Source organism: Sphingobacterium sp. UBA6645 (genome assembly GCF_002455685.1).
GTDB classification, from domain to species: Bacteria; Bacteroidota; Bacteroidia; order Sphingobacteriales; family Sphingobacteriaceae; genus Sphingobacterium; species Sphingobacterium hotanense.
The window spans coordinates 29,384-43,459 of record NZ_DKLH01000056.1 but is presented as its reverse complement, the minus strand read 5'-3'; the positions used below and the strand labels follow the sequence as shown (position 1 = coordinate 43,459).

At 40.4% G+C, this 14,076-nt stretch carries 11 protein-coding genes; 3 read left to right on the top strand and 8 right to left on the bottom strand.

The features are described 5' to 3' along the window. Positions 1-602 precede the first annotated feature (602 nt). From B2400_RS11170 to mazG, 4 genes are read right to left on the bottom strand one after another with little or no spacing between them, the layout of a single operon-like run. Entirely contained in the window at positions 603-1,373 is a 771-nt protein-coding gene (locus B2400_RS11170) for a sulfite exporter TauE/SafE family protein (protein ID WP_149525984.1), read from the bottom strand. Further along, positions 1,363-2,031 carry an HAD family hydrolase gene (locus tag B2400_RS11165; RefSeq protein WP_293933374.1) on the bottom strand — a complete coding sequence of 223 codons (669 nt, stop codon included), beginning with the start codon at positions 2,029-2,031 and terminating at the stop codon, positions 1,363-1,365. The genes B2400_RS11170 and B2400_RS11165 overlap by 11 nt, the downstream gene beginning before the upstream one ends. Before the next feature lie 51 nt (positions 2,032-2,082). Further along, positions 2,083-3,252: a serine hydrolase domain-containing protein gene (locus tag B2400_RS11160; RefSeq protein WP_293933372.1), complete on the bottom strand. Its 1,170-nt coding sequence runs from the start codon at positions 3,250-3,252 to the stop codon at positions 2,083-2,085. 53 nt (positions 3,253-3,305) lie between these two features. Beyond that, on the bottom strand, positions 3,306-4,109 hold the full coding sequence (gene mazG, locus B2400_RS11155) for a nucleoside triphosphate pyrophosphohydrolase (protein ID WP_293933370.1): 804 nt from the start codon (positions 4,107-4,109) through the stop codon (positions 3,306-3,308). Positions 4,110-4,179: 70 nt separating this feature from the next. On the opposite strand from mazG, the gene B2400_RS11150 reads away from it, so the two are divergent. After that, positions 4,180-4,488, top strand: a complete 309-nt coding sequence (locus B2400_RS11150) for a hypothetical protein (protein WP_187773825.1) — start codon at positions 4,180-4,182, stop codon at positions 4,486-4,488. Positions 4,489-4,702: 214 nt separating this feature from the next. Beyond that, positions 4,703-5,644 (top strand): hydrogen peroxide-inducible genes activator, encoded by a 942-nt coding sequence (locus B2400_RS11145; protein WP_149525980.1) that lies wholly within the window; start codon positions 4,703-4,705, stop codon positions 5,642-5,644. 241 nt (positions 5,645-5,885) lie between these two features. Here the strand turns inward: B2400_RS11145 and B2400_RS11140 are convergent, their stop codons facing one another. After that, positions 5,886-6,476, bottom strand: coding sequence for a riboflavin synthase (locus B2400_RS11140; protein ID WP_149525979.1), 591 nt, complete (start codon positions 6,474-6,476; stop codon positions 5,886-5,888). An 812-nt stretch (positions 6,477-7,288) separates the two neighbouring features. Between B2400_RS11140 and B2400_RS11135 the strand changes: the two genes are divergently transcribed. Continuing rightward, entirely contained in the window at positions 7,289-7,624 is a 336-nt protein-coding gene (locus B2400_RS11135) for a hypothetical protein (RefSeq protein WP_293933365.1), read from the top strand. 85 nt (positions 7,625-7,709) lie between these two features. On the opposite strand, the gene B2400_RS11130 is transcribed toward B2400_RS11135, so the two are convergent. The 3 genes from B2400_RS11130 to B2400_RS11120 are packed head-to-tail and all read right to left on the bottom strand — an operon-like array spanning position 7,710 to position 13,796. Further along, a complete protein-coding gene (locus B2400_RS11130) occupies positions 7,710-9,212 on the bottom strand; it encodes a DUF4886 domain-containing protein (RefSeq protein ID WP_293933363.1) in 1,503 nt (500 codons plus the stop codon). A gap of 29 nt (positions 9,213-9,241) precedes the next feature. Then, on the bottom strand, positions 9,242-10,771 hold the full coding sequence (locus tag B2400_RS11125) for a RagB/SusD family nutrient uptake outer membrane protein (protein ID WP_149525976.1): 1,530 nt from the start codon (positions 10,769-10,771) through the stop codon (positions 9,242-9,244). A 19-nt stretch (positions 10,772-10,790) separates the two neighbouring features. Then, positions 10,791-13,796: a SusC/RagA family TonB-linked outer membrane protein gene (locus B2400_RS11120; RefSeq protein ID WP_293933361.1), complete on the bottom strand. Its 3,006-nt coding sequence runs from the start codon at positions 13,794-13,796 to the stop codon at positions 10,791-10,793. Positions 13,797-14,076 lie beyond the last annotated feature (280 nt).

Below are 14,076 nucleotides of genomic sequence, written 5' to 3'. Positions count from 1 at the left end.
AGTATTTAGACCTATGGCGGATATCTGATCCTGCCCATCCTAAAATCCTTTTTTTCCTGGTTCAAGACAATTGTTCCTTTTTTCTGAACCAGGAAAGGCAGGATAAAAGGATTACCTTGATCCTGCCCATCCTAGAATCCTTTTTTTCCTGGTTCAAGACATTGCATCCTTATTTTCTGAACCAAGAAAGGAAAGATAAAAGGATAACCTTGATCCTGCCAATCCTAAAATCCTTTTTTTCCTGGTTCAAAACAATTTATCCTCACTTTCCTAATTCAAAATATTACATTCTTATTTTTCTAAACAGAGAAAGGAAGGATTAGTATCTACTCTGCGTTTACTCATTCCCCTTTCATAACCCTTTCAAAGCCCTTCTATAACCCTTTCAGAAGCGCTCGCAAACGGGTTAGAAAGGGGAGACAAAAGATTATAATAAATGTGATATATTATCCAGTCATATTCCGCAATCCTGCCAATCCTTGCATCCTTCCTTTGCAGGTTCAGAAAAATTTTTCTAAACCAACGATTGAAAATATGGGCAACATAAGATCGGAAATAAAGCGGTCGCAGTGCTCTAATATCTAAAATCTAATGTCTCCTATCTAAAAAACAATAAGCATCAAAGCAGATAACACCACTAGGCTTAGGATCACGATTTTAAATTCTCGTTCGGGTAGTATTTTTACGAGTTTGATTCCTATAAAGCCGCCTAGCAATATAAAGGGGATAGCTAAAAGATTAAGGACGAAGCCTTCCCAGGAAAGATTCTTCCAGACGAATAATTGGAGAGGGATTTTTGAAAAGTTGAGGATCATAATAAACCAGGCGCCGGTTGCGACCAAGGTGTATTTATCCAGTTTCTTGGAGAAGAGGTAAACAGTTAAGGTTGGGCCTGCTGCGTTGCCTATCATGGTTGAAAAACCGGTTATAAGTCCAAATAAAGGCGAGTACCACCATTTCTTGGTGAATTCTGTACTTTGGTTTATTTTGTCTTGCCGATTGCCCCAGAGCATGATTCCAACGCCTAGGATAATACAGGCGCCCATTAAAATTTTGAAGATTCGATCATCTATATAATCGCCAACGATTAGTCCGATGATCAAACCTATAGCGGCAAAGGGCAGGAGTTTTTTGACTTCCGACCAGTTGAATTGCTTTCTATAGTAAATAACAGCAACTAAATCAGCAATACACAGCAGAATGAGAACAATACCGGTAGAATATTTCGCACCAAATAGCAGGGCGAATAAGGGTACCGCCAGGGTGCCAACATTTTGGATTCCTGTTTTTGAGGTACCGATAAGCATGGCACAGAAAAAATAAAGTACCCAGCCCATCGGTGATGGTATTAATGCTAATGCATTATCCCACATAAGAATGGATCATATGGAGCACTTGTTTAGCATCGATATGTTTATAATGAGGGATATAGCTTGTACATACAGGCAGTTCCTCTTGCTTATGCGAGCTCAATACGCCTACAACCTGCATCCCCGCGTTCAAACCTGCCGTAACGCCTGAAAAAGAATCTTCGAAAACCATACAATGCTGTGGATCTACGCCCAAATTAGCTGCTGATTTCAAATAAACCTCCGGATGTGGCTTATGCAAACTGACATTCTCACTGCCTAAAGTGGATTGAAAAAATGGGCGGATCGCAAGTGCATCCAGAATAAGATCCATATTTGCGCGAGGCGCCGATGTCGCCACTCCAAGTTTAAAATCGTGTTCTTTAAGATCTGTGAGAAACTCTTGCAGATAGGGAAGGGATTTCGCCTCCGATTTATAAATCTCACGGAACAAGCCTTCTTTTTCATCTTCTAAGCTCAGCAGTTCCTCACCCAAGATCTTACGCCCGAAAAAATGGGAAAATATATAGCTGTTATGCTTGCCATACATATGCTGTTCAAACTGCTGCTCGTTGTAAGAAATCTTGTGACGATCAAAAAATACTTCAAAGGCTTTGGCGTGATATGGATTAGTATGTGCGATAACGCCATCCATATCAAAGATTGCTGCAAAATTTTTCATTGCAACAAAGGTATGAAACTTTCGGTATTTCGCTAAAAGCCTAAGTTAATCCTAATGAATACGAGACCCTAGCATATGATAAGCCTGATCGATAAAGTTATAGAAAGAAGATTGAGGGTTATTTCGGCCAATCTTATCAATGCCATGACCGAGGCGTACGATTATCAGTTCATCTTGCGGCACCACGATTACATATTGCCCCAAATGCCCATCCATATAGAAATAACGTTTATCCTTATATTGGCCCATCCACCAACCATAGCCATACTGTGGTGACTCGGGATATCTAGGTTGTATCGATTTGGCAACATAAGCCGAATCAAGCAACTGCTGTCCGTTCCATCGACCATGGTTTAGATATAGTTTTCCAAATCTCGCAAAGTCTTTGGCGTTGCTGGCAATGCAGCAATAGGCCTTTTCAATTCCGTATTTCTCACTATCCACCTGCCAGATAGCGCTATGTTCAGCGCCCATCGGCTTCCAGAAGTAAGTGGACATCAATTCACTCAAGGTAGATTTTGTAGCGCGTTGTAAAGCGATTCCGAGCATCTGCGTATCGCCACTTTGGTATATAAACTTCAAACCAGGTTGTTTGTCAACAGGAAGTGCAGGAATGGCGCCCTGAATATCCTTATCGAAGTATAATCGGGTAGTAATGGAGAAGGGATTATAATAGCTCTCATCCCAAGTGATGCCCGAACTCATGGAGACTAAATTTTCCATAGTCAAGGCCTCAGCGAATGGACCAGCCAGTTCGGGCACAAAATCCTTCACCTTTTGCTGCAGGCTGCTCACTTTTCCTTCTTCCAGTGCTTTTCCTAAAAGAGCAGCAGTAATGCTTTTCGCCATCGAAAAGGAATTGGATTTTGAGCTGTCTGAATAGCCTCCATAGTATTCCTCGAACCAAACGCTATCTTGATGGATGATGACGTAGGCAACAGATCCCCAACGTTCGTGAATGCGTTTTAAGGAATCCGTCAGCGGGACGGAGTTGTAAGCGGTAGATTTTGCCCAAGGCTGTGGGGTGCCAGCGTCGATCTTATGGTTGTCGAAATAGCGATAATCGTCGAGATAGGCGGTCTGATGACCCTGCATATAGATGACATAAACACCTTTTAATATATAATCTACCCCAAAGGCATACATAGCAATAAGCAAAACGAGAACAAGGCTAACAAGAGAGATTGCTAACCATTTAAGAAACTTGAAGAAGTAATTCATATTGGGAAACCTTGGTACGCTTAAAGTTATCAAAAAGAATGCGTAATAAGATATTATTTTACGCTTTTGGCCTCATTCCAATATACATCCATTTCCTCCAACGTCATGTCTTTCAATTCTCTACCATGCTCCTTTGCTTTCTCTTCTAAATAGCTGAAGCGGAAGATGAATTTCTTGTTCGTTTTTTCCAGCGCATTCTCCGGATTGATGCCGATATGACGGGCATAGTTTATCAAAGAAAACAGCAGATCGCCGAATTCCGATTCCGCACGTTCTTTATTTATCGCTTCCTGATTGATGTCAAATTCGGCCTTGAACTCTGCAAGTTCCTCTTCCACCTTTGCCCAAACCTCTTTTTTATCCTCCCAGTCGAAACCAACTCCCCTAACTTTGTCTTGGATTCTGTAGGCCTTTACCAATGCAGGTAGACTCTTCGGAACACCCGATAAAACCGATTTATTTCCTTCTTTGAGTTTCAAGCTTTCCCAATTCTGCTTTACGTCTTCCTCGTTTTCTACGACCGTATCGCTATAAATATGGGGATGTCTAGAAATCAACTTATCGCAGATAGCATTCAATACATCAACGATATTGAATTGTTCTTCCTCTTCAGCAATGCGAGCATAAAAAACCAAGTGCATCAATATATCACCCAATTCTTTCTTGATCTCCGGCATATCATTTTCCAAAATAGCGTCGGCCAGTTCATACATTTCTTCGATGGTCAAATGTCGCAGACTTTCCATCGTCTGTTTCTTGTCCCACGGACACTCAGCACGCAGGGTATAAAGTACTTCTAATAATCGTTCGAATGCTTCAGCGGGTGTGTTTTTAGCTGTAGGAGGGATGATCGCCATGAATATTGTGGTTTCTTTGATAAAACAATAAGTAAAGTTAGCTGTTTTTAATGAAAAGAAGATTAATACCATGGAGAAATCAACTTACAAGTACGCTTCAGCATCGGAAGCATTAAAACATCTTACGGACTCAGGCTATACAGTAGATTTTAATATCGAATTTGACGAGCTGTCTGTAGAAGCGGGAGACTATGAGATCGACTATCTATATCGTTATGAAGGCATGACAGATCCCGCTGACGAATCAACCGTATACGGAATTAGAAATATCCACAACGGGAAAAAAGGAGTTTTCGTTGCTGGTGATCTTTCCCTTATCGAAGGAAAGAAAAGAGATATTATTCTAGAGTTAGAATTGCGCTATAGAAATAAGCAATAGTCAATTCTGATAAATACTTAAGTGAGCTTAGGCATAGCATCGATTGCTGTGCCTTTGTTTTTTCAGAAATTGTCTGTCTTTAAGGGCCTTTAAGAACTTTCTTTCTTGTCTTTGTTTCAAGGCCAACATAAAAGTTGTTTTAATGTCTTATTTGAGTGTTACAGTAGCATTTCCGTAATCACCTTCGTACATTTGTATAGTTAAAATTTATAGCATGACCCTAGTTCAATTAGAATATATTATAGCGGTGGATACCTACCGCAGTTTTGTAGCCGCTGCTGAGAAATGTTTTGTGACGCAGCCTACGCTGAGTATGCAGATTCAAAAGTTGGAGGAGTCGCTAGGGGTTAAGATTTTTGATCGAAGCAGGCAGCCGGTTGTACCGACTGAGATCGGCGAGAAAATTATTGAACAGGCGCGTACCGTGCTGACCGAAAGTAAAAAGATCGCTGAACTATTGCAGGCTGAGCGCGGAGAACTCACCGGAGATCTTCGAATTGGTGTGATTCCTACTGTTGCACCCTATTTACTGCCCAATGTGATTTCCAACTTCCTAAAGAAATATACCAAGCTAAAACTTCATATTTGGGAATATACCACCGAACAGATAATTCAAGAATTGAAACTCGGAACATTGGACTGTGGGATTCTGTCGACTCCTTTACATGAGCCCTCTATTCAAGAAACGCCGCTGTTTTATGAAACTTTTGTCGCCTACGTCTCCGAACGTAGTGGATTGTTTGGCAAGAAAGCGGTAGGACCTGATGAGCTGTCTGAGGATAAGCTATGGTTATTGAATGAAGGACACTGCATGCGTGGACAGGTGCTCAGTATCTGTAATTATAAGCATAACCATTCGCTTGAAGGTACTTTCGATTATAATACGGGAAGCGTGGAAACGCTTAAACGCATGGTTGATCTAAATGGAGGGATAACAATTCTGCCTGAGATGAGCATCGTCAGTTATAATGATGAGCAAATGCAACATATTCGTTATTTCAAGTCACCAGAACCAGTCAGAGAAATAAGCTTAGTGACTCCTCAGAATTACGTGAAGAAACATGCGATCAATACGCTGAAGAACGAGATTCTCAATATCGTTCCGGAACGATTTAAGTCTAGAAAGAAAAAAGAGGTGATGGGATTTTCGTTGTAGGGGACAAAAAATAGTACGCCAATGCGTAGAGCCGTTTTACGAAACGGCTCCCAACACAATTTTTATATGAAAGTGTCTGTTTTCAATGGCCATCAAGAACTTTCATTCCTGTTGGTGTTTCAAAGGAAACATGAAAGTTTTATATGAAAATGTATTTTTTGAATTCCAATATGCCATTTTAGATTTCTAGCTTCAGCTTTTCCAATCTATAATTTCAGACCCCTAGAATTCAGTTTCGATATTATCCTCTCAATTCCATGATACGGGTTACATATTTCCCGATAATATCAAATTCCAGATTTACTGTTTGGCCAACTTGAAGGTCTTTCATATTAGTATGTTCCAATGTAAATGGAATAATCGCTACAGAGAAACTATTTCTTTCCGAGTTTACTACTGTTAAACTTATTCCATTAACTGTAATGGATCCTTTTTCCACAGTTATATTCTTTGGTCCCGGTTCATATTCAAAAGTAAACAGCACACTGCCATCTTGCGGGTCAGCTGCGACACAGATTGCGGTTTGATCTACATGGCCTTGAACGATATGACCATCTAGTCGGCCACCGATTTGGGTACAGCGTTCTAGATTGACCGCATCACCTTCCTTGAGTAAACCTAGGTTGCTTTTTTCTAAGGTCTCTTTTATTGCAGTAACTTTATGAACTCCAGGCTCCAATTGTACAACCGTTAAACAAACGCCATTATGCGATACGCTTTGATCCACCTTTAGCTCGTCACTAATGGCAGATTCTATATAGAAATGTAGGTTTGATAATTCTGACTCTATTTTTTGAACAGTTCCAATTGTTTCAATGATTCCTGTGAACATATAACTCCTTTTTGTTTATATACAAATATACGGTATTGCTTTCTATTAGGCTAGGAGGGGGATTCTTAAAATATTTTAAAAAATATTTGCAAAAGTGTAAATTGTACACTATCTTTGTGTCATCATAATTTAGGTTTATAATTGGTTATTAAAGGTTTTCATTCTCCCCGTTTGAAAACCTTTATCTTTTAAAATTAATAACCTGATTTCCAACTGGTTAATGTTTTTGCATTAAAGTACAGCCTTTAATTACACAAATATATTTGCGATTTTCAAAATAATTTATCTACCTTTGTCTTAGGTTTAGGTTGATTACCTCGATAAGAGGTTTTATTTAAAGCTTGAGCGGTCGCCCGATTGTCTCAAGCTTTATTTTTTTATTACAGTTTTCAATCGAAATAATCGTATTTTTTCATGAATTGATATAAACCCGCTGTTTAGACATATAGTAAGGGTTAAAATGATGTGGGTTAAAAGTTCAACTATCAATTGATTTCTCATATATGAAATGTAACATATTAATAATCACTCTTTGGATATTTACAATTGGATTGTTACTCTTGCTAGGGTTATTATTGTCCCGTATCCCATCATTCTCTTTTCCTTCGCAAATTGGTGCTGTAGTAATACTGGTTACACTTTTTATTGGTTCTGCTGCTATTGCAAAACTGTTTTAGGAAATATTCGATAATTTAAAATTCACACTCACGTTCGCTGTTATTTTATCATTAGCGTCAATTATTCTATCATATAAGGTTTATACACCCAAACTAACGATTACAGTCCCTAAAGGATTTACAGGTCGGATAACTTTGATACGATCTAACTTATCTAAAAACCTCTTAAATGTAGATAGCAACGGAATTGGATACATTCGAAACCATAATTTTAAACAGTTTGATATGAACCCAGTTGTTCTGGAGGTAGATGGGACTGATATAAGTAGTCGAGCTGTAGGGTTTATCCCTAGTGAATTCTGGGTAGACACTGTTATTCGTGCCCATCCCGAACTTAATGGTCAAAGGATGTTAAAAATCTCCTATGTGCATTTTGAGGTGGTCCCTAAAGGGCAAGAGGGGCGTCGTCAAGACTATGGAATTGATTTGACGGGTCGAGTAGATACAGCAAAACTGTATCGAGCGGATTGATATTTTACTCATCAATGCACAAAGGCTGCCTTTGTAGACAGCCTCATGCAATTGACTTTCACACTACAATATTGTTCTATCAATCTTAATTGCTTGACATCAATCGAAGCGCTGAAATGTAGAAGAATCCTGTACCATTATTATTGTTCTCGCCCGCAGTGATAGTAATGGTTATTTTTCCATTAGCATCTGGTTGTACGTCTTTTGCTACAGCAATGTTGCTGGAGTTGCTTGAGGTATTTAGTGCCACAGAAACTTCATTCAAGCCTTTACAGATGTATTTGGTTTCCCGATTATCGCTTACATTTCCACGAGCTCCGAAGAACGATAGATTGTATTTTAAATCTTTATCGAGTCCTGTAAGTTCAACTTTGGACTGAACAATACGCATGCCACCAAAGTCAGCCTTCGAGTTTCCGAAATAAGAATATTTAGAAACGGTTGCAGGCATGTTTAGTGGAGTCGTAGTCGTAGTCGGTCCATCAGCATTAACGCTGTTAAAACGCTCTGTAATGGTTGCTTTAATACCGGTATAAGAGCCCAAGCTATCTTTCAGACTCGCAGAAGTTCCGGCCAAGAATGAGCTTAACTGGTTCCAACGTTCTGAAGCGGCATTATTACCGAAGTCGATAAGCACCGCGCTTGTCAATGGTCCACCGGCACCACCTTGGAAATCGGTCATCTGAGTTACTTCATAGGGTTTTAATACGGCTAAATACGCAGCATTCTGCGCGATAGAGCTTTCGAAGGCAGAAAGTCCATCTGGCTTATAGGCCATGCCCACTGCTGACTTCTTAAACAAGGTTTCAAACCAAGTGCATGCAGCTATATAGCGACCAAAAGGAATTGTTAGATGATATCCGTCGCGAGTAAAGTTGTCGCCTACAAGTGAAGTGCGCGCATTTTGGATTGCTGTTCCTGCAGGTATGATGATGTTAATAGGAGCGACGTCTTTAACCTGTTTAGATACATCCACAATCGCTTCATACATCTTCATCTGATCTTTGTCGTAGTTTGCAAAGCCTTCATGCGTGGAGTTCTGCTGATAAGCCCAAGTCTGATGATAAATGTACTGTACATTTGGATTTAATGCCTTTTCTTTGACCATATTAAATACAGTCGGAAGCGCATCTTTTATTGTCTGTAGCTGCCCAGAATTTTGACTAACTTGTTGGAAGGAAATGTAATCCCAATGCTCGTCCATTAAAGCCGTTTGTATTGAAACTTTTGGAAACACTTTCCTCGCCCCATCAGCACCTATCTTTCTATATTCGTAGGCTGCTCCGTTGTTTTCGATGTTGCGTTTGTGCAGTTCTAATGAGGCACCACCGATATAAAGATTTCCGATGATGACAGTTTTGCCGCTTTCTTTCGCTAGTTCATAGAGATGAGATTCAATCGCATCTTCCGAAAAGCTATTTCCAATAGCAAGGATACGGATGTAGCCATCGGTTGGTGCAACTAGGGAAGGGGATATATCTGCATCCGGTAATTTATTGGGATTCCCGTCTTTTTTACAGGAAAAAGCTACTGTCATCATCATGATGATCAGTAAGCTTTGTGATATTTTATAGAATAACTTATTCATGTCGTTCAAATTGATTGGTTAGAATCGGACTAGTATCCAGGATTTTGTGTTAATACTCCTTTTGTTAAGTCGATCTGTGTCTGAGGAATTGGCAATAACACATCGCGCGAGTTTTGGAAGTTAGTTTTTCCGGCAGCATGTAAAGCTGTTTGTGCTGTGCCCCAGCGCACTAAATCAAAGAAACGATCATGTTCCATTGCCAATTCGATTCTTCGCTCATGACGAATTTTATTGCGTAAGGCCGCTTGGTCGGTGTCAGTGACATCAGGCAAGACGCCTGCTGCTGCACCGCGACGCGCACGTTCTCGTACTGAATTAAGTAAAGTGCGTGCTTCATCAGTCTTTCCAAGCTCATTGGCAGATTCCGCCAGCATCAAAACTACGTCTGCATAGCGGAGAATGCGAATATTCATCCACCAGGAGCCGCGACTGATGCTATTTCTCATGGCAGGATCACTTAAGACCTTGTGGTTGTACATAGGGTTAGGTACATCCGCTGGATAAACCGGCATAGGCTCATTATACATTGAGACGTTTGTTTTACCAGCAACGCTGGAGTAAAGAATAGTCCGCGCTTTTCGCGGATCTCCTGCCTCGTAGGCCGCTTCAAGTGCAGCACTAGGTGTATTCCATCCCCAGCCTAGATTCCAGTTACCAGCACCACGAACGCCCTGTAGATTGGCATATTGGATACCGTTCTTAGTGGTCTCATCGGGGGATGCTGTACCCTGGATTTCGAAAATCGATTCTCTTCCATTTTCACCTTTTTCCGAAAAGATATCAGCATAGTTTTGAGATAGGTCATATAAACCTGAACTCTTTACTGTATTAGCTGCATCATAAGCTTGCTGCCATTTCTTCTGAGTAATATAAACCTTGGCTAATAATCCGTTCGCAGCTCCCTTCGTCGCACGACCTATAAATTTACTATCCCAGGTATCCGGAAGGTTTTGTGCCGCAAATTTAAGGTCTTCTTCAACGAATGTATAGATTTCCGCAGCACTGCTCTGCGGTATATTGTTTTGTGTTGCAGGGTCCGACGACCAAGTCTCAAATTTCGGAACTCGACCAAATAAACGTACGAGCATAAAGTAAGAGTATCCACGTAGGAACCTCGCTTCAGCAGTAGCCTGAATTTTCAATTGTTCATCTTGGCCTTCCTTTGATATACTATCGATTTGATACATCGCACGGTTGGTTTGATTCACTAATCCAAAATAACCTAACCATAGAGCGTTTGCACGTCCGCTGGTCGCTAATACCGGGAAGTTATCCATCGAGATCACGTCTGCACCACCATCGGAAGCTGTACTGCCTTTGTCAGCGTCGTCGCTACGAATACTTGTTGCATTTACAAATCCATCAACATGGACATTGTAGCTACGAAGATCATTATATGCTGCAAAGATAAATCGGTCGTAGGGCGTACCGCCCTCTGGATATGGATAAGTATCTTCTGTATATTTTCCTTGAGGCGGAGTGTCTAAAAACTTCTCACAACTACTGAAAAGAACGATTGAACATCCTATACTCAGTGCAATTTTTATATATTTTGACATCTTTAATTTTCTTAAAAAGTTAAAACGATAGGTTAACACCGAAGGAGTAAGTTGTCGGGATTGGGTAAGTTCCATTATCCGTACCCCCGGCAATCAAGCTTCCGATTGCTGCTTCCGGTGTATATCCAGTGACTTTGCTCCAGGTTTTTAAGTTCTGTACATTGACGAATAATCTAGCCTTTCTGATGAACGTTCTTGCTAAAAGATCATCGTTGAAGCTATAGCCTAACTGTACTGTTCGGATACGGAAGAAATCTCCAGGCTCCAAAAAGTAGGAGCTAAACTTGTAGTTGTTACCACGGCTATTATCTAAAATTGGCTCTACATTGCTGCTTCCAGGGCCTGTCCAAGCATTAAGACGATTAACCTCATAATTCAAGTCGGCAAAGTTTCTTGTTCTTCTTTGCGCGTAGATCTTGTTTCCTGCAACGCCATTACCTTCCAATTGTAAATCAAATCCTTTGTATCCTACGGTGAAGTTAATTCCGAAATTATGAGGTGGGAAAGGCGTACCTAGATAAGTTCTGTCTTTTTCGGTAATTGCACCATCCCCATCTATGTCGGCAAAGGCAATATCGCCAGGAGCAGATCCCGGTTGTACAGCCATATTCTCAATGTCATCGATGGTTTGGTAGATTCCTATCTGCTTGTAACCATAGAAGTATCCAATGGATTGACCCGTTTCGGTCACATTCGCTCCGTCATTTCCTAATATTCTGAAATTAACGTTATCACCGATCGAGTTGACAAAGTTTTTGTTGTAGGAATAGTTTGCATTGACACCATAGCGAAAGTCGTCCATTTGATTGTTCCATCCCATCGATACCTCGATACCACGGTTCGTAATCTCACCTAAGTTGGTGAAGTAACGATCATCCGTAGCTGGAAGCGTCAGTATGGTTAGGATATCTTTGGTCGTACGGTCATATAGGTTAATCTCCGCGTTAAATTTATTGTTGAAAGCTTTTATGTCAAGTCCTAAATCCATCCCTTGTACAATTTCCCAGTGTAAATTCGGGTCAGGAATGTAATCTGCCTTCACAGAAGTATAGATATTGTCTCCAAAGATTGCAGTATTCGCATTGACTAGTCCTGGCAAGTAGACGTTATCCGGAACACCATTTTGATTTCCAAGTTTACCCCATGCAAAACGCAATTTCATGAAATTGATTTTTTCGATGTTTTCAAAGAATGCTTCTTCTGAAAGTACCCATCCTAAACCTACTGATCCGAATGTACCCCAACGATTTTTTGGAGCAAATTTCGATGACCCATCACGTCTAACCGTTGCATTCAGTAAGTATCGGTTTTTGTAAGCGTAGCTAGCGCGAGCAAAAGCACCCATTACGGTGTTTTGTGAACCTCTTCCGGAATAGCTGCCTTTAGGATTTGAATCCTGATTGATGATATCCAAATACCAGAAATCCGAGGTCGGAGGGACATTGGTTGAAGTATCGCGTCTAGAACCTTCCAAGGCCGTATTATCATTGAACACTGTCGTAAAACCACCAACAGCTGTTAAACGATGATCTTCATTAAAAGACTTGTCCCATGTAAGGGTATGGTCTTGCTGGAATCTTCTGAACTCTTCACTTTTTTGGTTGACTGATGTAAACACGCGGTCATCTTGAAAGAAAGTTTCTTCGCCGCCATTCTCACCCAAATAGATGAATCTTGCAGCAAGCGGTGAATAACCACGGCTGTTATTGAAACCAAGGTCGGTATAAACCGTAGATTTCCATTTCAAGCCTTCCATGATTTTTACTTCGGCAAATAAACTCCCTACAAAACGATATCCCCTAGGCATAGAAGTACCATCCAAACGATTCAATGTTGACATTACGTTTCCTACTTGCGCACGTTGGAACGAAGGCATACCATAGAACGTATTCTCGTCGTATTGAACTCCAACAATTGGAGCCGACCAGAGCGCATTTGTAAGTGTTACATTCGTTGGGTTCATATTCCAGTATGAGCCGGAAATGTCTCCACCTATTTTAACGCGTTCCGATACTTTCAACTCTTGATTTAAGCGTGCTGTAAAACGTTCGTAATCACCGTTTCTAACAACACCTTCCTGTTTGTTATATCCTAAGCTGAAGTGGGTAGATGACTTTTCGGTGGAATTTGAAATGCTTAAGTTATTGTTTGTCGTCATGGCTGTTCTTAAGATTAAGTCCTGCCAATCCGTGTTTGCCGTATATTTTGTATAATCAAATGGTGCTTTCCCCAAGTTAACCAACTGCATATCATACAATCTTTTAAATCCCTCAGCATCAACCACTTCAATACGATCATTTACTTGATCGAATCCTACGGAACCTGAAAAGTTGATTGCCGTTCTTCCTTGAGCTGCTTTTTTAAGCGTTACTGCAATAACACCGTTAGCACCTCGTAAACCATATATGGCAATCGAAGAAGGATCTCTCAATACGTCTAGTGACTCAATATCCTGCGGCGAGATAAAGTCTATATTATCATGCAGAACTCCGTCGACCACATATAATGGATTCGAGTTATTGGTACTGTTGACACCACGAATACGCACTGTAGGCGAACCGCCTGGAGTGCCTGAGTTGGATATGGTCAAACCCGCAACTTTACCTTGTAAGGAGCTAATTGGGTTTGCATTCGGCATATTGGCAATGGCTTCGCCTTTTACCTGAGCTATAGATCCAGTCAAATCCACCTTCCTCTGCGTTCCGTATCCTACGACAACGACTTCTTCCAGTGTCTCATCAGCGCTTTGCAGAGAAATATTGAAGAAGGTTTGGTCACCAACAGGCATTGTCCTCGTGACATATCCGATAAAGGTGAATGTGATTGAATCAGTAGGGGAGGCTTCTAAAGTAAATTTACCTGCTTCATCGGTTTGCGTCGATACAGGTTTTTCTTTGAGCGCAACAGTAACCCCCGGAATAACTGTTGAGCTTTGTCCGTCTTTTACTGTTCCGGAAATTGTGGTTTGGGCATACGACATTTGTACCCCAAATACAATACATAAGAACATAAATAGATGCTTCATATGATTTGGTTTTATAGATTTATAAAAAGGTAAACAAGTAATAGTATTTCTATAACAAAGGTTGTGATGTATATGTTTGATTACAAATTATTCATTAACACATTTCTACATCAGTGATAACACTATTGCTCAAATTAACTATAGATAATTCATAATATCTTGATATTATTTGATTTACAGATAAAAAATACCTCTCAAAATGTTCTTCATAGTGTGTGATTTACACTTAATATGTCGTGTGGTAATGATGTAGTAAAACTCGCTAAAAAGTGGATATTTC